At 54.7% G+C, this 20,534-nt stretch carries 15 protein-coding genes; 2 read left to right on the top strand and 13 right to left on the bottom strand.

Annotated elements, in window-relative coordinates; translation table 11 throughout:
• Position 1: 1 nt before the first annotated feature.
• Positions 2-1,114 (top strand): DNA replication/repair protein RecF, encoded by a 1,113-nt coding sequence (gene recF / locus ACIGHL_RS19645; RefSeq protein WP_216707027.1) that lies wholly within the window; start codon positions 2-4, stop codon positions 1,112-1,114.
• Positions 1,111-3,525: a DNA topoisomerase (ATP-hydrolyzing) subunit B gene (gene gyrB / locus ACIGHL_RS19640; protein WP_128121720.1), complete on the top strand. Its 2,415-nt coding sequence runs from the start codon at positions 1,111-1,113 to the stop codon at positions 3,523-3,525. Before recF ends, gyrB begins: the two co-directional genes overlap by 4 nt.
• A 460-nt stretch (positions 3,526-3,985) precedes the next feature.
• Here the strand turns inward: gyrB and ACIGHL_RS19635 are convergent, their stop codons facing one another.
• From ACIGHL_RS19635 to ACIGHL_RS19575, 13 genes are all read right to left on the bottom strand, one after another.
• Positions 3,986-4,708, bottom strand: a complete 723-nt coding sequence (locus ACIGHL_RS19635) for a M48 family metallopeptidase (protein ID WP_128121721.1) — start codon at positions 4,706-4,708, stop codon at positions 3,986-3,988.
• Positions 4,698-7,811: a type I restriction endonuclease subunit R gene (locus tag ACIGHL_RS19630; RefSeq protein WP_128121722.1), complete on the bottom strand. Its 3,114-nt coding sequence runs from the start codon at positions 7,809-7,811 to the stop codon at positions 4,698-4,700. Before ACIGHL_RS19630 ends, ACIGHL_RS19635 begins: the two co-directional genes overlap by 11 nt.
• Before the next feature lie 79 nt (positions 7,812-7,890).
• Entirely contained in the window at positions 7,891-9,780 is a 1,890-nt protein-coding gene (locus tag ACIGHL_RS19625; protein WP_128121723.1) for a DUF262 domain-containing protein, read from the bottom strand.
• Between the two features lie 87 nt (positions 9,781-9,867).
• Complete coding sequence (locus tag ACIGHL_RS19620; RefSeq protein ID WP_216707028.1) at positions 9,868-10,356, bottom strand: hypothetical protein; 489 nt, start codon at positions 10,354-10,356, stop codon at positions 9,868-9,870.
• Between the two features lie 159 nt (positions 10,357-10,515).
• Positions 10,516-11,409 carry a Kiwa anti-phage protein KwaB-like domain-containing protein gene (locus tag ACIGHL_RS19615; protein WP_128121725.1) on the bottom strand — a complete coding sequence of 298 codons (894 nt, stop codon included), beginning with the start codon at positions 11,407-11,409 and terminating at the stop codon, positions 10,516-10,518.
• A 3-nt stretch (positions 11,410-11,412) separates the two neighbouring features.
• The gene (locus ACIGHL_RS19610) at positions 11,413-11,937 is read right to left on the bottom strand and encodes a KwaA family protein (RefSeq protein WP_128121726.1); all 525 of its coding nucleotides are present in this window, start codon (positions 11,935-11,937) and stop codon (positions 11,413-11,415) included.
• A gap of 14 nt (positions 11,938-11,951) precedes the next feature.
• Positions 11,952-13,061: a restriction endonuclease subunit S gene (locus tag ACIGHL_RS19605; protein ID WP_128121727.1), complete on the bottom strand. Its 1,110-nt coding sequence runs from the start codon at positions 13,059-13,061 to the stop codon at positions 11,952-11,954.
• Positions 13,058-15,457 (bottom strand): type I restriction-modification system subunit M, encoded by a 2,400-nt coding sequence (locus ACIGHL_RS19600; RefSeq protein WP_128121728.1) that lies wholly within the window; start codon positions 15,455-15,457, stop codon positions 13,058-13,060. The genes ACIGHL_RS19605 and ACIGHL_RS19600 overlap by 4 nt, the downstream gene beginning before the upstream one ends.
• 55 nt (positions 15,458-15,512) lie before the next feature.
• Positions 15,513-17,276: a type I restriction-modification system subunit M/S gene (locus ACIGHL_RS19595; protein ID WP_181690057.1), complete on the bottom strand. Its 1,764-nt coding sequence runs from the start codon at positions 17,274-17,276 to the stop codon at positions 15,513-15,515.
• Between the two features lie 35 nt (positions 17,277-17,311).
• The gene (locus ACIGHL_RS19590; RefSeq protein WP_128121730.1) at positions 17,312-17,566 is read right to left on the bottom strand and encodes a DUF4258 domain-containing protein; all 255 of its coding nucleotides are present in this window, start codon (positions 17,564-17,566) and stop codon (positions 17,312-17,314) included.
• 442 nt (positions 17,567-18,008) lie between these two features.
• A complete protein-coding gene (locus ACIGHL_RS19585; RefSeq protein WP_128121731.1) occupies positions 18,009-18,254 on the bottom strand; it encodes a hypothetical protein in 246 nt (81 codons plus the stop codon).
• A gap of 58 nt (positions 18,255-18,312) precedes the next feature.
• On the bottom strand, positions 18,313-18,699 hold the full coding sequence (locus tag ACIGHL_RS19580; RefSeq protein ID WP_128121732.1) for a hypothetical protein: 387 nt from the start codon (positions 18,697-18,699) through the stop codon (positions 18,313-18,315).
• Between the two features lie 227 nt (positions 18,700-18,926).
• On the bottom strand, positions 18,927-20,219 hold the full coding sequence (locus tag ACIGHL_RS19575) for a hypothetical protein (protein ID WP_128121733.1): 1,293 nt from the start codon (positions 20,217-20,219) through the stop codon (positions 18,927-18,929).
• Positions 20,220-20,534 lie beyond the last annotated feature (315 nt).

Genomic DNA, 20,534 nt, shown 5'->3' with positions numbered 1-20,534 from the left:
AATGTCCCTTAGCCGCATCTCCGTCACCGGCATACGCAACCTGCAGCCGGTGACGTTAATCCCTTCCCCCCGGATCAACATCCTCTACGGCGATAACGGTAGCGGAAAGACCAGTTTTCTCGAGGCGATTCATCTCCTCGGAATGGCTCGCTCGTTCCGCAGCACGCGTTTGACGCCGGTCATAAGCCACGAGCACTCCAGTTGCACGGTCTTCGGCCAGGTCGAATTGGCTGATGAGCAGACAACCGCCCTTGGCATCTCACGAGATCGCAACGGCGAAGTGCGCATCAGAATCAATGGACAGAGCGTTCGAAGCGCAGCGGAACTCGCTGAGACGTTACCGTTGCAGCTGATCAATCCGGACAGTTTTCGCTTGCTCGAAGGTGCACCCAAGCTTCGCCGGCAGTTTCTGGATTGGGGGGTGTTCCACGTGGAACCCCGATTCCTGCACGCTTGGCAGCGCCTGCAGCAGGCCTTGAGGCAACGAAACTCGTGGCTGCGTCATGGTACACTTGACTCCGCTTCTCAGGCGGCTTGGAGCCGCGAGCTTAGCGCCGCGAGTGAGGAAATAGACGGGTACAGGCGGGCTTACATTCAAGCGCTGAAGCCAATATTCGAGTCCACCCTGGCCGCGCTTTTGGATCTTCACGATTTCCAGTTGAGTTACTACCGTGGCTGGGACAAAGGGCGCTCCCTGGCTGAGGTGTTGTCGGTGTCCATTGAACGCGACCGGCTCATGGGGCACACGCAGGCGGGTCCTCAGCGGGCTGACCTCCGACTGCGGGTAGCCAACCACAACGCTGCGGAAACCTTATCTCGTGGCCAGCAGAAGCTGGTTGTGTGCGCGTTACGTATTGCGCAGGGCCATCTGGTCAGTGAAGCCAAACGAGGCCAGTGTATTTATCTGGTTGATGACCTACCGTCCGAGTTGGACGATCAGCACCGGCTGGCACTGTGCCGGTTGCTGGAACAGCTGAATTGCCAGGTGTTTATCACCTGCGTTGATTCGAAAGTATTGCGAGAAGGTTGGCGTCAAGATACGCCAGTCTCAATGTTTCACGTGGAACATGGTGCGATAGCCCAAGACCACGGCCCCTCGGGAGTGAAGGCATGAGCGAAAACCACACGTACGATTCGTCCAGTATCAAGGTGCTCAAGGGCCTTGATGCAGTACGTAAGCGCCCCGGCATGTATATCGGCGACACGGACGACGGCACTGGTCTGCACCATATGGTCTTCGAAGTCGTGGATAACTCGATCGACGAAGCGCTGGCGGGTCACTGTAACGATATATCAATCACCATACATATTGATGAATCCATCAGCGTTCGCGACAACGGCCGTGGCATTCCAGTAGATATTCACGAAGAGGGCGTATCTGCAGCAGAGGTCATCATGACCGTCCTGCACGCTGGCGGTAAGTTCGACGACAATTCCTATAAGGTTTCCGGCGGTCTGCATGGCGTGGGTGTTTCGGTGGTGAACGCCTTGTCTGAGGAACTGATCCTGACCATTCGCCGCGAAGGAAAGGTATGGGAGCAGATTTATCGTCACGGTGTACCGCAAGCGCCGCTCGCTGCAGTCGGTGAAACCGAGGATTCGGGCACCGAAATCCATTTCAAACCCTCAGCCGAGACCTTTGCGAATATCCACTTCAGCTGGGATATTCTGGCTAAGCGGCTGCGTGAGCTGTCGTTTCTGAACTCGGGTGTCGGCATTGTGCTGCGCGATGAGCGCAACGCCAAGGAAGAACTGTTCAAATACGAAGGCGGGCTCAGTGCCTTCGTGGCTTATCTCAACACCAACAAGACGCCAGTCAATGAGGTGTTCCACTTCAATATCCAGCGTGATGATGGCGTTGGTGTCGAAGTGGCGCTTCAGTGGAACGACAGTTTCAACGAAAATCTACTCTGCTTCACCAATAACATCCCACAGCGCGACGGTGGAACCCACTTGGCGGGCTTTCGTTCGGCGCTAACCCGAAACCTGAATAACTACATCGAGCAGGAAGGGCTGGCCAAGAAGCATAAGGTCGCTACGACGGGCGATGACGCGCGTGAAGGTCTCACGGCGATCATCTCGGTCAAGGTCCCAGACCCGAAGTTCAGTTCGCAGACTAAGGACAAGCTCGTCTCGTCCGAAGTGAAGACCGCCGTCGAGCAGGAGATGGGCAAGCATTTCGCCGATTTCCTGCTCGAGCACCCCAACGAGGCGAAGGCGGTGGTCGGCAAGATGATCGATGCCGCGCGAGCTCGTGAAGCCGCACGCAAGGCGCGCGAGATGACCCGACGCAAGGGTGCTCTGGATATTGCCGGCCTTCCCGGCAAGCTGGCCGACTGCCAGGAGAAGGACCCCGCCCTCTCCGAACTCTACATAGTGGAGGGTGACTCCGCGGGCGGTTCTGCCAAGCAGGGCCGCAACCGCAGGACCCAGGCCATCCTTCCGCTCAAGGGCAAGATCTTGAACGTCGAGAAGGCTCGTTTCGACAAGATGATCTCCTCGCAGGAGGTTGGCACGCTGATCACCGCGCTTGGCTGTGGCATCGGTCGCGACGAGTACAACATCGATAAGTTGCGCTATCACAACATTATCATCATGACGGATGCGGACGTCGACGGATCTCATATCCGGACGCTGCTGCTGACATTCTTCTTCCGCCAGCTGCCGGAGCTGATCGAGCGCGGCTACATCTACATCGCTCAGCCGCCTTTGTACAAGGTTAAGCGTGGCAAGCAGGAGCAATACATCAAAGACGACGAGGCGATGGACGAGTATTTGACTCAGTCAGCTCTCGAAGACGCCGGCCTGCACGTCAATGAGCATGCGCCTGGACTGTCAGGGGAAGCATTGGAGCGTCTGGTTAACGATTACCGCACTGTGATGAAGACACTGCAGCGCCTGTCGCGACTCTATCCACAGGAGCTGACCGAGCACTTCATCTACCTGCCACGCGTGTCGGTTGAACAGCTCGGTGATCATGCGGCTATGCAGGCGTGGTTAGCGCCTTATGCGGCGTTGCTCAAAGGCGTCGAACGCTCCGGGCTTGCGTACAAGGTAAGCTTGCGCGAGGACAAGGAACGCAACGTGTGGCTCCCTGAAGTCGAGATCGTTTCACACGGCCTGGCCAGTTACATCACATTCAACCGCGATTTCTTCGGTAGTAATGACTACAAGACCGTAACGGTGCTCGGGGACAAGCTGAACAGCTTGCTCGAGGAAGGAGCCTACGTTCAGCGCGGCGAGCGCAAGAAGCCGGTGACGACCTTCAAGCAGGCGTTGGATTGGCTGATGACTGAGGGAACCCGTCGTCATAGCGTTCAGCGATATAAAGGTCTCGGTGAGATGAACCCCGACCAGCTCTGGGAGACCACAATGGACCCGGCTGTTCGACGCATGCTTAAGGTAACGATTGAGGATGCGATTGGAGCCGATCAGATATTCAATACGTTGATGGGGGATGCGGTCGAGCCTCGCCGCGACTTCATCGAATCCAATGCGTTGGCTGTTTCCAATTTGGATTTCTAAAATTCTGTCGACGGGCAGATAAATTGTCATGTTTGTGCAAGTTATTGTCATGACAATTCCTGTCACTACCCCGGCCTAGCGCCGGGGTTTTTCTTTGTAGATCAGACTTTTAGGCATAGCCACACAGCACCGCATAGGTGTGCTGTGTAGTGAAGTTACAAGGAAAGGGCGAAAAAGCTCGTTTTGGCGTGGACGAATTCTGGGAGATTCGGCGGGACGGCTAGGGCGCTGCAATTTATGCCAATCAAGAAGGCATCGCCCATCAGCAGTGATTACTGATGGGAAGTGCGATGCGACACGCTTGCGGCTTCTTTAAAACGAACCGCATGCTGATGTGCCTGCCACCCTGCTGTAGGCGGGCAAAGTTATTTGCCCTATCGGCCAAAGTTACTCGGTTGAGTCGAAGATAGAAAAAGCCCCCTGAGATGAGATCTGAGGGGGCTTTGTTATTTCAGCTTTACTACCAATGCTCATCAGCTAGCTGAGAGCTATTGAGTTGATCTCTTAGCAATCTCCATTGGGATAGATGCTGATCCAGCAGAGCAGTGAAACGATCATTGTGGTGGCGCTCATGCAGGTGAGCGAGTTCATGCACCAAGATGTATTCCAAGCACTGAACCGGCTTTTTGGCTAGCTCCAGATTGAGCCAGATGCGGCGTGCCTCGATGTTGCAGGTGCCCCACTTGGTCTTCATCCGCTTGATGCCGCAGGCCCGCGCTTCAACCCCTAACTTCGGCTGCCATTTCTCCAGAAGTTCTGGCAGCAGACGTTTCAGTTCGGCCCGGTAGAAGTCATGCAGTATCTGTTCGCGGCGTTCGACTGTGGTGTCAGGGCGCACAAACAGATCCATAGTGGCCGTGCCATGCAGGGCGATGCGTAATGCCCCCATGGTTTCATGAACGCGAAGGCGGTAGCGTCGGCCTAGAAAGTAATGGCTTTCACCACTGACCATGCGCCGCTGGGATTGCCGGGGTTGGGCCTGAAACTTTGCTCGCTGGCGTTTGATCCAGCCAAGCTTACCGACCACTGCTAGGCGAACAGCTTCGTCATCTACCGCCAAGGGCGCGGCCACACGTACGCGCCCTTGTGGTGGATAAACGCCCAAGTGCAGGTTCTTGATCGGCTTACGCACGACCTCAACGGTCAAACCGCTGACCGTGATATTGCGGGACTCAATACTCATGCTGATGCTTTACCAGTTCCAGCAAGGCTTCCAGCCGCTCGTTGTCTTGCCCCGCAGAGTAGCTGCCCTGCGATTCGGCTGCATCTTTGCCCCACTGATCCAGCACGTTTTTGATCGCCAGGCGCACGCGTTTGATCTTCATCGCATTGCCGCGCCAGTCGTCCTGCCGGCTATCCAGTACAGCCGCGTCCACTGCTAGGGCTAGACTGGCCTCATGTCCGAGGTTGTCATACAGATGCTTTCGCGCATTGCTGTTTATCGAGCCAGGATAGCTGTTGGCGCTGGTGGGATTCTTCGCCTGCTTGGTCAGCTCCACCACATCTGCCAGGTATTGCTGGTAGCTGATTGCGTCCTCCTTACGCTTGGCGATCAACGCATCGAGCAGAGAGGACATGGTTTCGTAGTACTTCGGGTTGATCGGCGACTCGTCGATGATCAACTTGCGCACGTTGTTCTCGATGGTCTCGGCCACAGCTTCCTGGCTTTCACGTATGCCCTTGGGCAGCGCGTCGATAGCGCCGACACCGCGCTCAACAATCAGCTCAACCAGTGACATATCGTCGAAGGCGGATATCTCCTCGCTATCTTCAGCACGGATGTAGGTGTCGATCAAAAAGCGCATGTCTGGCTCGTAGGCCTTGAGGTCGATGTAGTCGCCGCTGGCGAGCTTTACCTCATCACGCACTTTGGAGAAGTGATCAACCTCGGCCTGGATCTCGGCGATTTCCTTGGTGCTGTAACCCGCCTCTTCCAGCTCGTTGGCTATATTGCCGAAGCAGCGGATCACCGCCGAGGTCATTTTGTATAGGTTCAGGCGTTTGGGCTCATTAGCCTTGAGCTGCTCGGCGTTACCTGACTCGGTGCCGCAGAAGAAGCGCAGATAGGCCGGTGTATCCTTCGGTTGCTCCACCGGCTCGCAAAGCGCCTTGATCGCCTCTCGGGCATCTTCGAGATCTTCTTCTGCCTTGCTTAGACGGTCGCCTAATAGACCGGCCACGTCAGCGTCATCGTAACCGTCCAGCGCACCGCTGGTGTAGTCGCCAATGGCACCTTCCAGCTGCTTGAACAAGTCCTTATAGTCGATGATGTAGCCGTACTGCTTGTCCTCGCCATCCAGGCGGTTGACCCGGCAGATGGCCTGAAACAGACCATGGTCGCGCATCTGCTTATCGATATACAGGTAGGTCGCTGAAGGCGCGTCGAAGCCTGTCAGCAGCTTGTCCACCACGATGAGCAAGCGCATCTGCCCTGGTTCTTTGATGAACGTCTGTTTGACCTCTTTCTCGAAGGTCTCCGGGTCTTTGTCGCCCAGCATCTGGTTGTAGATGGCGTACTGACGCAGCTTCTCGGTCAGCCCTTCACCGGTGGCCTCGCCCTTGATGTCAGCAGGCGATGGCTTGTAGCTAGTGACGATGGCGCACTTGTCGCCCATGCCCGCTTTGCTGAATAGCTCGTAGCACTTACAGGCTTCGAAGATGCTGCTGGTTACCAGCATGGCATTGCCTCGGCCATCGGCCAGGCGCTGCTTGGTGGACATATCCAGCAGGATGTCGGCTACGATTTTCTCTAGTCGCGACTGGCTCGACAGTACCTTCTGCAAGGTGCCCCAACGCTGCTTAAGCTGAGCCTTGGCCAGGTCGTTTAGACCCTTGGTTTTGGCCTCAAACCACTGATCGATCTTCTTCTGTGACGTGATGTTCTGGCCAATGTCGCGGGCTTCGTAGCGCAGATCGAGCACCACGCCGTCGGCTACAGCTTCATTAAATTTGTAGGTGTGGATGTAGCGGCCAAACACCTCAATGCTTTTCTGCTTGTCCGCCTTGAGCAGTGGCGTACCGGTAAAACCGATAAACACCGCATTGGGCAGGATCACCTTCATGGCTTTGTGCAGTTCGCCGGACTGGGTGCGGTGGCACTCATCGACGAACACATAGAGATCTCCCTTGGCACGGAAGTCTGGCGGCAGGCTCTTGCGCAGCTCCTCCACGAAGCCCTCCACGTCAGCATCTTCACGGGCACCGAACTTGTGTATCAGCGAGCACAGCAACCATGGCGATGGCTGATTGAGCTTGTTGATCAGATCGGCACCACTGGTGGTACGGACGATCTGCTCGTTAACGCCGGTAAACACCTTCTCGATCTGCTCATCTAGTTCGGTGCGGTCGGTGATGATCAGCACCCGCGAGTCCTGGATGTTTTCGCGAATCCACTTAGTCAGCCAGACCATGGTCAGGGATTTACCCGAGCCTTGGGTATGCCAGATGATCCCGCCCTCGCGACGGCGCAGGTAGCGCTGCGCCTCGCGGATGCCGAAGTACTGGTTATGCCGGCAGAGCTTTTTCACTCCGCTGTCGAACACGATGTAGTCGTGTATCAACTCCAGAAAGCGTGCCTTGTTGCACAGCTGAAGCAAATGCAGATCCAGCAGATTATCAGCAGCTGCGCTGTCTGCGTTTTCCTCTTTCCAGGTGAGGTAGTACTTCTCGCCGGTCTGGATGGTGCCGTAGCGCAGGCCTTGGGTATCGTTGCCAGCCATCACATATTGCATGGTGGAGAAGAACGGCTGGATGAACTCGGGTTTCTGGTTATCCAGATTCTGACGAATACCGTGATTAACCGCCTTCACCGAGCGCTTAAGTTCCAGCACTGCCAGGGCAATGCCGTTAACGTAGAGCACTATATCGGGTCGTTTGGTATGGGCCTTAGCGTCGACCCCTTTGACCGTGACTTCTTCGGCAATGGCGAAGTGATTGAGTTCGGGATTTTTCCAATCGATCAACCATACGGTCTGTGTGTTCTCACCTACTTCCGGCTTGATCTTCACTCCATAGCGCAGCAGCTCGTAAACCGCCTTGTTGCGGTCGTATAGCCCCTTACCGGCGTCATTCGCGACTTTGTGCAACTCAAAAATTGCCCGGCTGGCCAGATGGGCCTCAATGCCTTGTTCAAACAACCAGCCTCGCAGCTGCTCCGCCTCGATATTGGCGTTGTTTAGGCGCTCGGCCCAGTCGCCCAAGTAGTCATAGCCTAGCTGATGCTGAAAAAGCTCGACCAAGCGCTGCTGTGTTTTCTTTTCAATTTGGCCGACCGTAACAGTGCTCATCTATTTGCTTCCTTATTGCTTCCATCATGACAGGCTGACTTCGTCATGTACCTGGTTCCATCACCTCGGCTTAAAGTTATCAGACGGTACCAGCGGTATTAGGTAGATATTTTTTCAGGCGCTCAGGTGACCAGACTCGATTTGCTAGTGCTTCAACCAGTTCACGGCGCTCAATCTGCTCCGCGCTGCCGAACGTGGCGTAGGCTTTGAAAGGTAGCTGCTGCGCCTTGCGGAAGGCATCGAACTTCGGCTGATTCTTGTATGCCGTATCGGTGAGGGTAGCGGCGTAGAAGTTCTGCTGTGCGTATAGCGGTGCTTTCTCGGGGAAGGCCTTGGCCTGGTAGCTGCGATTCACGTCGGCAGGCAACAGCAAAAGCCCTCCGACATGGTTGCGCGCATACTGGAACTCCTCCTCGCTAGAGAATTCATCTGCGAATGCTTCGAATTTGTCGGCCCAGATATGCTCGATGTCGCACGGATTAGGCAAGGATCGATCTACATAGTGTGGAAACAGGTCTGGTTTACCTGCACCGACTTCGGTAAATGCAGTGATCCGAGCCAGCAAATGGTAAATGTAACGTCGGCTGAACTGATTCATGCACAGATCGCTTATGCCATAGCGGTTTCGGCTAGGGCTTCCGGCGAAGGTGACGTCATCTGCCTCTAGCTTGTCCGTCAGTACTTGTACGAGCTTACCAATATCCAAACCACGGATTTCTTTGCACAGCGACCACATTGCGTAGCTCGTGCTGGAGTAGCCAACGCGAATGTAATTGACCGTCCGGCGCATTAGCCAAATGTCCAGGTAACTGGCGGTCACGGCCAGCTTGCGTTTAACGGTATCGGCATCATCGTTTACCCGCAGTGGTGCCAGAAGTACAGTGTTCTGCCATGTGAACTCGTTGTGAGCGTTGTAGTAGACAGCCTCTAGACCTGCCGTGTAGTGGCGGCTCGCATCCAATATCTGGCGATACGCGGAGCTGAAGAATGGGAAGTGTGTTGTGATGAAGGCGAGATTGGCTGTATCTCCCCCGAGATTAAGACGCACCCTGTTATCACGCACCCAGCGATGGAACACCGAACCAATAAGCTCCCAGTCCTTGTCAACAGCTCCGGCTTTACCCTCACGCTTGGTATCAGCGTATTGGGAACGAAACCAGGCTTTAATGCATGCGGAGTCTCGTTCTGGCTCTGGCTCTGTTCCCCATGAGATTAGATCTAGCACTTGGCGCTTCCATACCTGATTCGCATTTCGGCGTTGTAAGTCATCTTCAATTGGCGCAAGCAGATAAGCCTTGAGCATATCCACTGGACTCAGTGGCTTACCGCGATCATTCATGGTCTCGAAGATCGCATAGGCATAACTATCATTGTCCGTAGCAATTTCGATCAATCCGACCTTGTTGATTAACCAGTATATGAAGTGAGGCAATGCCTCTTTGAGCTCACCCACAAGGTCGATCTGCGCGATGTCTTGGTAACGGCTGTACATGGTGCGAAGGGACTCGTCCTTGCCATCCGGATTGAAGGGCCCATCGTTAAACAAGGCCTCAATCACTGGGAGGCGCTCGACGATGTCCAGATTGAACAGCGGATCGCCGAAGGGGGCTGAGTAAATCAGCGGTGCTAGGTTGCCAACCACGCTCAGACCCTGAGCCTTAGCCGCGTTGTGTAAGTAAATCAGTAGTAGCGTCAGCGAGGTCACTCGCTGCTGCCCATCCACCAGATAATTCTTGCTGTTGCGCTTGCTGACAATGATCGAGCCGAGGAAGTAGTCCTCGTAGCCGCTCACTTCCTTGGTCTTGTCCCCCTCCTGATAGCAGCTCAGAAATTTATCGCGCAGGTCGCCAAGCAACTCCTCGATATTCTCCCTCTCCCATTTGTACTCGCGCTGGTACTCGTCAATGGAGAAAGACTGGCTTTGTAGCAGCTGTTGTACAGTGCGGTAGTGAGGGGTAATGGTGCTCAAAGAAATGAATCCTATCGGTCAGCGCCCTGTATCAGGGCTTGCGCAAGCTTGTAGCCGGCTCCACGAGAGTCGGGCCGCTCGCTACTCCTATTGGTCGTGGACACCTTCGACCACGCCTTTGCGAAACTCAATGACGAAGGGGATTGCTGGTTCCTCATCCGGTGCAGCCTCGGGTTTGGCCCAGAGATTTTCGTCTGCTACCGCGATGATTCGTCCTGTAAACCGCAGCTTCAGGTCTTCGTAGATGAAGAAGTCGTGGCGGTACTCACGCAGCTCGGTTGGGCGGCCTTCGAAATCAAAAAATTGCTCGTAGCGAAGTAAGACTTCTCGTCTGGCGTTAGGAGGAGTTGGTGTATCGGAAGGGGTTTCCAGTGTGGCTTCGACCTTAAACAGATAAAGCTCATTGCCCCACACGCCATAATGATCGACGCGTCCACTCAAATTTGCGGTGGATTGTGTAACTGTATGAAAGCCCAGACTCTCGTTGGTGGGGATGCAATCGGCATCTCCCTGCCAGCCCAAGATGACGTAGTTACGACCCTCAAACTGGAGCGTATCGGGCACTTGTGCGGTCATATGGATTCCTTTCGATCAATCGAACTCTGTTGGTCAGCAGTCATTGCAGTTTACCTATTTGAGGCGCACCCCACTGTCTGACTACAGGTTGCAGGGCTACCTTCTCAATCTGGCCGACGTCGCTCATCAGAACTTCTCTTTCTGCAAGTGGATGCGTAATCAGCCCGCAATGCGCTTCGAGTTAGTCTCAAACAGCCGCTCGGTGATGGCTCCCCGGAAAAGCTCCTCGTTGAGGAACTGAAGCAGCTTCTTGGCTGGGGCCTTTTCTGCGGGGAATACGATGCGATCTTGCCCGGTGGTAACGTCGATTTGTATGTCGAGATCGTAGCCATTGGAGTGATTGATAATCTGAGCGACTGTGTACTGATCAAGAATTTCCGAGTCTTTTAGCAGTGCGAACCGTTTGCAGAACCATTGGCTCGCGCCTTTAGCAATTGCATCGACGTTAACAGGAGCAAGCTTTCCGTGAGCCAGAATTGCCTTGATGTCGTCCTCGGTAGCCTCCTTGTAGAAGTCAGCAAGGTTGAAAATGGTATTGGCCACTCGGTAGTTTCTGAACAGCAATTTCTGTTGAGCGGGGTAATAAACCGCCGTCAGGTGATCGCTGAGTGAAAGGGCCGGTGTTTCCGAGCTTTCGAAGTTGTTTCTGTTGAAGAACAGGAATTGGCCTGGGTTGATGATGTGCGATTTGCTGAAGCTCTGAATCAGCAAAACCTCACTGCCATCATCCTGCCTCGCGAAGCCAAGGATGGCTTTGATTTGCGAAGGCTCTGCTCCTTGCATATCTATCGGTTCGAGATGGCGAACACTGTCTGAGTGCTCAGCAGCCACGACCTCCGGCAGGGCGAAGTCTTCTAAGCGGAACCGCTCGTGAGCCTCCGGTGTGTAGCCAGGGTCGAAATCAATTTCCTGAGCCTCAAGCAGAAAATCATCCAGCTGCCTCTGCCATTTCTCAGTGAGCATCGCTTGTAGCTCGGCTACTAATGGAATGCGGCGCAGGGTGATGTGTTTGCGTTCTTTCAGCAGAGCTACGAGGTGCAAGTGTTCGAGCATTCCTTATGTCCTTTGCAGATAGATTCCATCGGTCAGCACAACAACATTGAGCGCTTCGCCTGGGCGGCGGACAACTTTCTTGCTGATCAGCAGACAGGAGGCTCCCGAGTCGTCCTTGACCGCATAGAAGTGGTAGCCCAATAGCCCCATAACCGGATTGAAATGAAAGGCACCGGCGTGGGCCACCGTGAAGAAGATGACTGCAAAGATGTAAACGCCAGTAATCCACTCGCCAGTGAAGTCAAGTTTGTCTGTTGCAAGGAATGGCAGCAGATAGGTGAGTAGAAACACGACGATTTCTTTATCACTTTTCTCGAATTCCTGCACTGTCAGGCGATGCTGCTCTCCGTTCCGGGTAACCAGTAGCAGCATCAGCCAGCAGATCAGACCTAAAAGAATTGCAACAGCTAGCCAGGGAGCCCAGTTGCTGTATGGCAGATCCTGGGCAATTTGATTGACTGCAACAGCCCCAAGAATGGGGGTCATGGATGTGGCAACCAACAACCCTTTGGCGAACTGATTCAGCATCCTTGCAACCTTTGTTAGGCAAGTCGAATTCGACCGGATAAGAGTTCCTGGATCATACCCTGCTTGAGCTGGCGGGCCTTATCGCGGCGAGCTTCAAGGGCGGCGAGTTCGGTGTCCATATCGAAGAGGAAGGTAGCGATGGCGGTTTGCTCATCACGACTTCTGGGTAAAGCTATTTTAAAAGAGTTAAGAGCGGTTTTTTGGATGTTTGGCAGTCCAGACCCCACACGTAACCCCATAATGCTGTCCTGTTTCCCTTTAAGTGAAAAATACAGGAATAGATTCTCTATTCCGCGAGGGTGAACGGCATAGCAGTGACCTCCACACCAAAACGGAGTAGTAACAAACTGAACGAAGCCGCATGAATTCCCACCTTCGCTTATAGCTATAGTGTTCTTTGGGGTATTTGCAGTATCTGTATAGCCAGAAGCAGATACTCCGCCGTTAAAGTGCGGAATCAGTCCGTGGGTATTTTTGTTTTGAGATAATTGCTCGCCTTTTGATATGAGTGAAACCTCACCAAGGTTAACTTCTGTCCACTCCCCACCAAACCCCGGAAGACGGTGTTGGCCGGTGAGGAGTAGTCGCAGGGAGGCTTTCTGAATATCACGTTTTTTGTCGATTAGCAGGGTCAAACTGTCGAGGAATGAATCTACATCTGACAGTGCAATGGCGATGCTGCGTTGCTCTGGGAGGGATGGAAGTCGAATTGTATGGCCAACGACGTTATTTCTGTTCAACGTTGGAACAGAGGTGGCTGCATCAAATCGCTCAAGCCTAAAGTGCCGTAAAAATACCGAAACAAACCTTGGATCGTTACCCTTGAAGTCCTTTACCCAAAGGGTCGTATCGTGAGGCCAACATGGTTCCTCAACTAGAAATACTCTTCCAAGAATCCCCTTTCGTCCCGTGATGACAGCCGGGGGTGGGAGTTTCGCCTCGTTGTGGAAGTACGATAAGCCCGATGAAGAGTAAACCGGAATGGCTCCTGGTTTACTCGTCGCTTCAGTGAGGTCGAATCCACGTTGTAGGGTACAAAGATCGGATATGTCGCATTCATGCCAACCTTCAGGGATCCCCCCCTCATCCGTCGGCTTGAACCCTGGATTCAGCTCCATATTCATACCGCAAACCCCATCTTCGCAAGATGCTCATTGACCTTAGCTGCCAGCACTTCCACCTCGGCACTCAACGCCGGCAGAGGTGCGGCATAGCGCTCGGCTAGTTGGCGAATACGACCACTGAGGGCCTGTGACACTCGATCCAGTTCGGTCTGCACGTCGACTTGCAAGGTGGCCAGCCATTTATCGTCCACCACCAGATTTTTCAGTTCGGCCTCGCTGAGTTGGGCATAGCGACTCTGTACCTTGGCTTCCAGCGCTTTCTGCGCGGCTTTGACCTTTTTGCTGGCCTCGGCTTCGCGCTCAATCAGTGTCTGGCATTGCTCCAGCGCCTGGCGCTCCTCTTGGGCATCCATGTCTTTTTTGATGGCTTTTAGGCGCGCTTTGACGCTGGCGGCGGTGAGTTTGCCCTTGTCGGTCTTGCCTTCGGCGAGTGGGCCATCTTCGCTGCCCTGTTCTTCGTCCAACTCTTCCAGCTCGCAGCTGATGGCGTCACGCTTGGCTTCCAGCTCGGCAATGGCGGCGGCTTCGGCGGCGTAGTAGCGGCGCACGATCAGATCGGGTGACAGCAAGTCGGTATTGGGCTCGCCCTTGGCCGCGCCGCTGGCGATCAGTGGCTGCCAACCGTCGATTACCAATTGGTACACATCATCCTGCAAGGTTGCGTACCAGTAGTCCTGGAGGTGCTGGTAAACGTCGTAAGCGTCCAGCAGCGGTGCAGCCTCAAAGCGATGCAGCAGGTCTTCGGCCAGGGTATTGAGCAGTGGCTTGGGTCGGTCGCCGATGGCAATATTTTGCAGGCGTGGGCGGTGCTCGTTGCGCCAGGCATCGAATAGGCCACTGATGGTCTGGTTAAAAGACGTGAATTCGGGGTGGGCAAAGATGCTGGGCTTGATCTCGGCCTGCATCACCTTGAGTTGCAAGTAGCCTGGGCGCTGCGGGGCAAATAGCGCGCTGCGTAGGTTGGGCATTACCTCCCAGTAGGCTTGCAGGGCGTCTACATCGCGCTCGGGGATGCCTCCGTGCAGGTGGGCCTCGATATCTTGCAGGTCTTCTGCTTCGCTGGTGTTGATGTAGCGCGGGATATTCAGGTTGAAGTCGTGGGACTCGATCTCAGCCAGTGGCACGAGGCGTGAGAACTTGGGCAGCTCACGCTGCTGGGTGCAGGCGTCGATGATCTTGTGGATGTCCTGCTCGCGCAGGCGGTTCTTGTTGCCGTCCTTAATAAAGCCCTTGCTGGCGTCGATCAAGAACAAACCCTTGCGCCCGGCACTGCCGGCTTTGTCGAGAATGATGATGCAAGCAGGAATGCTGGTGCCGAAGAATAGGTTGGCCGGCAAGCCGATAATGGCCTGGATATAGCCCTGCTGGAGGATGCGCTTGCGGATCACTCCTTCGGCACCGCCACGGAACAACACGCCGTGGGGCAGAATCACCGCTGCTTTGCCGGTGCTCTTCAGTGAAGTGAGCATGTGCAAGAGGAAGGCGTAGTCGCCGTTCTTGTCTGGTGGAATGCCATAGCTGAATCGGTTGTAGTCGTCCTCGGCTGGGTTGAAGCCATTGCTCCAGGCCTTGGTGGAGAATGGTGGATTAGCCACAATAAAGTCGAACAACTTGAGGTTGCCCAGCGGGTCTTTCCAGTTTGGCGCGGAGAGGCTGTTGTCCTTCCAGATTTCCGCCGTTGGGCAGTCGTGCAGAATCATGTTCATCTTGGCCAAGGCGCTGGTGGCGTTGTCCATTTCCTGGCCGTAGATGGCCAAGTCTAGGCCAGTGGTGCTTTTGGCTTCGTCGTGGGCTTTGAGCAACAGCGAGCCTGAGCCGCAAGTTGGGTCGTAAATGCTCTGCTTGCTGTCAGTGGCACCGGCCAGGCCGATGACCTGGGCCATAATCCGCGACACCTCGGCAGGGGTGTAGAACTGCCCCTTGCTCTTGCCTGACTCGGTGGCGAAGTGGCGCATAAGGTATTCGTAAGCATCACCCAGGATGTCGTCGCCCTGGGCGCGGTTGCTGCGGAAATCCAGCCCCGGCGTGTTGAAGATGCTGACCAGGTTGGACAGGCGGTCGACCATCTCCTTGCCCTTGCCGAGCTTCTCCTGATCGTTGAAATCCGCTACGTCGATGACGCCGGTCAGGTTATTGGCCTCGGCCAGGCGGGCGATGATCTGATTGATCTTGTCACCGATCTCCTTGTCACCCTTGAGCGCCACCATGTCGGCAAAGCTGCCGCCTGCGGGCACCTCGATCAGCGAGTTGGGATCGCCAGCGTACTTGTCAGAAACGTACTTCACGAACAGCAGCACCAGGACGTAGTCCTTGTACTGCGAGGCATCCATCCCGCCACGCAGCTCGTCGCAGGATTTCCAGAGGGAGGAATAGAGTTCGGATTTCTTAATGGCCATGTGTTTCTCAGTGTCCTTATATATGCCGCTTATCTCGTGGCGTCGATTCGGCTTGTTAAAGCGGCCAGAACGCTTTGGTGAGCTCTGCCTGTTGGAGGCTCAACCTCTCAATTTCCGTTTGGATTCGAGCCTCATTATCGAATGCCTGAACCATGGCCTGCATGGTCTGCAAAGGAGGCACTGGAATCTCAATGTTCTTAAGGGTCGAAAGCTGAATGGAGGGAATGCTTGCCCCCACTGCTGCTTGATGCAGCAGGCCCTGCCCAATGGCGGATCGCAGGAATATCAGCAGCGCTTTGGGAGGGTATTGATTGGGGAGTCGGCTGCGCAAAAGCACTAATGATTGCCCTGCTACCCAGCTGCTCTGGCCTGGCGGCGGAATGTCGCCAGCGATGCCAGCCTTGCCTACGACGCCTTTGAAGGTCATCAGAATGTCGTCAGTCTTGATGAAGTAGCTGTCTGCTTTGGGCGATTGTAGGTCGAACAATGCTTCTTTACTGGCACTGCGTATGTAGCCGAACGCTGGTATGTCTTGGGCTAGTACCTCGTTGACGCTTGCACCTTCTGAGGCAGTGCTGTGCTGCCTGGGACGAAGGATCTCAAAGAAGTCCCCCAACTTGCGCAGTGGATAGCGCTTCAGGGTGTTGCTTAGCCTCTGTGCAGACTCATCCTGAACGTAGCGACTGGCCTCAAGACTGAAGTCGCTGTTGGAAATCTCTTCAGTCGTCACATTCCTGGCAAATGGGGAGGCATCGTCGCTCGCTACCAGTTGCAGTATTGCACTGGAGTCCTTCAGTTCCACGCGCCGTCTGCCGGATGTCTCCTTGAACGCCTCATGGTTGGCATTCACAAAACGGATCGACTGGCTTCGACTATTGCTGTCCAAGACGAGGATATTTATAGGAATCGCTGTGTTACCACACAGCCCGCCCGGTAAGGCGATAATCGTTCGGATTTGACCGCGATTAACTAGATCTTCACGCAGTTGTCGCTCGACACCCTTACCGAACAGCAGAGAGCTGGGAACTGCCAGCACAACGAGGCCTTGTGTCTGCGCGAGCAGGTGGCGGATATGCAGCACATTGCCAACTGAGGTCTGTTCGGGGAAGCGTCCCCAGAGGTCACCTTCGCAAATGTCACTTGGGTATTTCGCGCCCATTGGTGGAACGCAAATGGTTGCATCGAACTGAACCAACTTTCCTTGGTTGATGGCTTTGGGAGCTCTCAGTGGATCGGTTGCTTGCAGCTCCCAGTTCGTACCACCTATCAGGTTGAGCACCTGAGCGCAGGTACTTGGATTTTGTGACTCAACCCAAAGGTTTGCTCCGGTGCGAGTAACGCGCGCAGCCAGCTGGCCAGAGGTTTCCCAGGGTATGTAAATGCTCTGGGCTTGCTCGACCTTAGCCAGCACCACCATCAACTCACACAGCCCTGGCGAATAGGTGAAAGTCTCAAGGCGCGACTCGTTACTCCAATACGCGACGTCATCCAGCAGCAGCGTATCGAGCAGGCCTTGAGTGCCTAGCAAGCGGATCTTCTGGGTTAAAGCAGAAAGGTCACTCGCCCCATGAAGCCCTTGCCATGCACCTTCATCTAAAAATGGGTAGCGAGTGTGTTGCTGTACACTCCGGAGAGCCTCCAGCTGCGCGGAGGTGTTCTGCTCGCAGAACACCTCGAAACGAAGGTTTTCTGGTAGTACCGGCTCCTTGGAGAGCTTCCACCAGCACAGCAACTGTAGGACGAGGGACAGAGCATTGGAGGGGGCTGCGCCAGTTCCTCGAATGGTATCGAGCAGTTGCCAGAGGACTTTATCATTCATTGTTTTACCGTGCTGTCTGGTATGGCGTAATGCGTTCATTGACGCTGCGAGCAGTTGTAGGTTGTGATCAGGGCTTCACCGTCGGCGACGACCACCACTCCTCCTTTGTCGTTAATTTTCATCAGGAGGCGGCGTTCCCGATCCAGAGCTGCTAAGCGCTGTTTCGCTTCCTTCTTACCGAACACGATTTTGTCCTTCTCCTGCGAGCCATGGGCCAGAACGTAATCGACCATGTCGAGCGAGATCCCGCGCTGGGATTGGCGTGCCTTGCAGTGATGGGTGGTGTGCATGGTGTTCTGCTCAATGGAGTGGTGAACATGTGCTCAGATTATGTGAAAGCTTTCGGTGCGTCAAGTAAGCAATTTATGCGTAAAATAAGCATGAATTCAATATATTATCCTCGTGCTGAGAAGGAACCGTATTTTGCTGAGATAGGTAAGCTACGAAGGCTGTGTAATAGAAGCGACCGTCATTGTATGAAGCAGGCTGCTTCTGAAGCGCTGGATAGTCTGTGAGAGAGCCTCTACTACAGATATTGGGCTACCAGAACACTCAATCCGGCAGCCGCTTATGCCCCTTCTGACATCCAGCACTCCAGCCTACGATGGGCCTGATTGACCATAACGTCCTATTACGCGCAGGGGCAGGCCATCTGCATTACGACAAAGAAATCACTGTCGCCGAATGAGCCAATCCCACTGCCTGAGGTGCGCTTGGCTCATATTTACGATCTCAAATGACCGACTTTTTATAAACGGCAATACGCCCGGCGATGCCCGCAAATACCAATCCGTAGTGCTCAAGGTTGGCTCGCACGTGTTTACCGAAGCGGTGGCGTGTTGTCCGTTGCAGCGGCGCCCAGGTCACTTCCCCAATGATGTCGCGGATCTTGCTCGCTTGGCCGAGCGGCATTGCAGAAATATTTTTCTTCAGTGTGTCCGAAGCCTTGTCCCAAGCCGACGTCTGCATATTGTCCATTCTAAGCTCCTTAAAAGTTGTAACTTTATCGGTTTGAATGATGATGGATTGGCATGTACTAGCCACGAATGGTGATTTCGATACGGTCGATGTCTACACCGAAAGTAATGGCCAGACCGGCTTTTGCCTCCGCTAAGGTCAACGCCTTGATAACCCCTGAAACCGTTGATGGTGTGTCCGTGTTGGTCGAGTTCGTAGGCTCTTCCTGTGCCAGTGCTGCCTGAATTTCATCTGGTACGTCATACCCAAGCGCCATATTCAGGGCAATCCAGGTGCTGTCAGCGCGAGGCCTCGCGAAATCCCTGCAACCGGGCTCTTCGTAGCGTCGGGGCATTACCCCATGAATATTGGCTGCCCGCGCCAAGGCGGAACGGCTCAGGCCGAGGAACTCCCGACGGGCTTTCAGGGCCGCTGGGAATTCGGGGGATGCTGGGTAAGGAAGCATGGTGACTCCTGGGCTGGTGGCGGTAGCGGCAGGATAACTTGTAGGTTGTTACTTATCAATAAAAAGTAGCAACTTTAGTGGTTACTGTTAGGTGACCAGTGCGGATCGGGGTCTTCTTTGCACGGATGCTTGGCCGTGATCCACCGCGTCGATCCGCGAGCCTTTGGCGAGACCAAGGGCTGGTGCATCGCCAGACAGACGGGAATCCCCTACTCGCAGGCCTGGCATTAGTGGACGCTCCTCCGCGCTTCTAGGAAGCGCCCATGCTCAGGGAACCGCTCTTTGAAGTTGCCTCGAATCATATTCAGCTCTTGGGCGGTGGCCACCGCTTTGTCCCAGGCCGGTAGAAAGCTGAAACCCATAACCAAGGCGCGATGCTTCAAGCGCTTGTAGAGCGGCAGATCTCCCTGATAGGCCGCAAGCAGTAAGGCTTCCCTGAGGATGGTTTTTTGCGTTTCGCCAGAGCGATAAAGTGCCAGGTCAGCAGCCTGCTCATAATGGCCTAGCGCCGTCTCTAGCTGGCCCGCAAGCACATGCCAGCGACCCTCCAGAAATTCTAGAAAGTAAGTGCTGACCGATTCTGACTCGTGGATTGATATCTGGTGGCGGAATTGATCCAGGGCGAAGCGCGTTCGAGCCTGTTGGCCGACGGATTTATGGGTGGTGCGCTTTAACTGATCGTCAAGCACTAGCCCGTGGCAGACCATGTCACGCTTATGTGCCGATGCTTGAACATTCAGTGCTGCCAGCTTTGCCCCGATATCTTCGGGCTGCACATCGCTGAGTACTTCACGCAAGATGCAGTCGCGCAGTTTCAGGTGTGCGTCAGCGGCCTCGTCGAAGACCGCTAGGGCTCGCGCAATGATGAGCCATTCCGTGAATGCGGTGATGAGGCGCTCTCGGACGGTGAACGCACCCAACAGTGTTTTCTGTAGCAGGCTGATGCGTTGCAGCGTGGGCAGCTGTTTCCCCTGACGCCAACGCTGAATCAGTTCTCGCCCGTTCTTGTTCTCACCATTGGCGTCTGGATACAGCTGATGACCTAATCGATGGGGTTCAATTCCGAGCTCATGCTCCAACCATGAAAAGATGACCGCCACTGGATGTTGCTGGTCGTTGAGCAGCATGGCGATAGGGGGACTCGCTACGGCCCTTTGCATTTGCAGCAAGAAGGATGCAGCAAAAGGGGCAAACAAATGGGTAATGAGGGCGGGTAGGCTTTCCTGGCGGGTAAGGGCATCCAGCTGAACGGTTTTGATCAGCTTTATATAGCCTTGGTGAAAGCTCTTCTCCGCGCTCATTACGAAATCAGTGAAGTCAGGATTGCTCCTGGCGAGCAGGGGCGCTTCGATCAGTTCTCGGCGCAACTGCGTAACCAACTGCCAGTCAAAATCACCTTGCCTGGCCAACTGATCGACATGACGGTTACTGGCTTTGGTATCGAGTGCCTTGGCGAGTAGGCGGTAGCATTCACCTAGGCGAGGGTATGGTGGCAGTGGGGTGTTTTCTGCTTTCGGCATTGCAGATGTACTCTCTTCATCCGTGTTAGCTGCCCGCTGCTAGCAACGGGCAGTACTCTGGCGATCAGGCTTTTGGCCCCTGCCCACGGTTCCCACCGGATTTGTGGCCGTGTATTTTGCTGGGCAAGTTTCCGCCGGGAAACGGATTGTTGGTCGCTGGTCGGGAATTACCTTTCCCTGCTGTGTCAGAGGATTTTCCGCTACTGCGCTTGGCCATTTGCGCGGTTGTTTTGAGCGTGTGACGAATCATGCTGCATCTCCTGTGTGAGTAGCGGATCGCTACATGGCATAAGGTACGGAGACGCTTGGCAGAAG

The organism is Pseudomonas sp. NPDC077451 (assembly GCF_044543345.1).
Taxonomy (GTDB): domain Bacteria; phylum Pseudomonadota; class Gammaproteobacteria; order Pseudomonadales; family Pseudomonadaceae; genus Stutzerimonas.
This window is presented reverse-complemented; position numbering and strand designations above follow the sequence as displayed.

Excerpts from the sequence above, each read along its gene's own strand:
- ACIGHL_RS19600 (WP_128121728.1), bottom strand. The coding sequence starts at position 15,457 with ATGGCCATTAAGAAATCCGAACTCTATTCCTCCCTCTGGAAATCCTGC.
- ACIGHL_RS19620 (WP_216707028.1), bottom strand. The coding sequence starts at position 10,356 with ATGACCGCACAAGTGCCCGATACGCTCCAGTTTGAGGGTCGTAACTAC.
- gyrB (WP_128121720.1), top strand. The coding sequence starts at position 1,111 with ATGAGCGAAAACCACACGTACGATTCGTCCAGTATCAAGGTGCTCAAG.
- ACIGHL_RS19630 (WP_128121722.1), bottom strand. The coding sequence starts at position 7,811 with ATGAGCACTGTTACGGTCGGCCAAATTGAAAAGAAAACACAGCAGCGC.
- recF (WP_216707027.1), top strand. The coding sequence starts at position 2 with ATGTCCCTTAGCCGCATCTCCGTCACCGGCATACGCAACCTGCAGCCG.
- ACIGHL_RS19610 (WP_128121726.1), bottom strand. The coding sequence starts at position 11,937 with ATGCTGAATCAGTTCGCCAAAGGGTTGTTGGTTGCCACATCCATGACC.
- ACIGHL_RS19590 (WP_128121730.1), bottom strand. The coding sequence starts at position 17,566 with ATGCACACCACCCATCACTGCAAGGCACGCCAATCCCAGCGCGGGATC.
- ACIGHL_RS19615 (WP_128121725.1), bottom strand. The coding sequence starts at position 11,409 with ATGCTCGAACACTTGCACCTCGTAGCTCTGCTGAAAGAACGCAAACAC.
- ACIGHL_RS19585 (WP_128121731.1), bottom strand. The coding sequence starts at position 18,254 with ATGGACAATATGCAGACGTCGGCTTGGGACAAGGCTTCGGACACACTG.
- ACIGHL_RS19575 (WP_128121733.1), bottom strand. The coding sequence starts at position 20,219 with ATGCCGAAAGCAGAAAACACCCCACTGCCACCATACCCTCGCCTAGGT.
- ACIGHL_RS19605 (WP_128121727.1), bottom strand. The coding sequence starts at position 13,061 with ATGAATATGGAGCTGAATCCAGGGTTCAAGCCGACGGATGAGGGGGGG.
- ACIGHL_RS19595 (WP_181690057.1), bottom strand. The coding sequence starts at position 17,276 with ATGAATGATAAAGTCCTCTGGCAACTGCTCGATACCATTCGAGGAACT.
- ACIGHL_RS19580 (WP_128121732.1), bottom strand. The coding sequence starts at position 18,699 with ATGCTTCCTTACCCAGCATCCCCCGAATTCCCAGCGGCCCTGAAAGCC.
- ACIGHL_RS19635 (WP_128121721.1), bottom strand. The coding sequence starts at position 4,708 with ATGAGTATTGAGTCCCGCAATATCACGGTCAGCGGTTTGACCGTTGAG.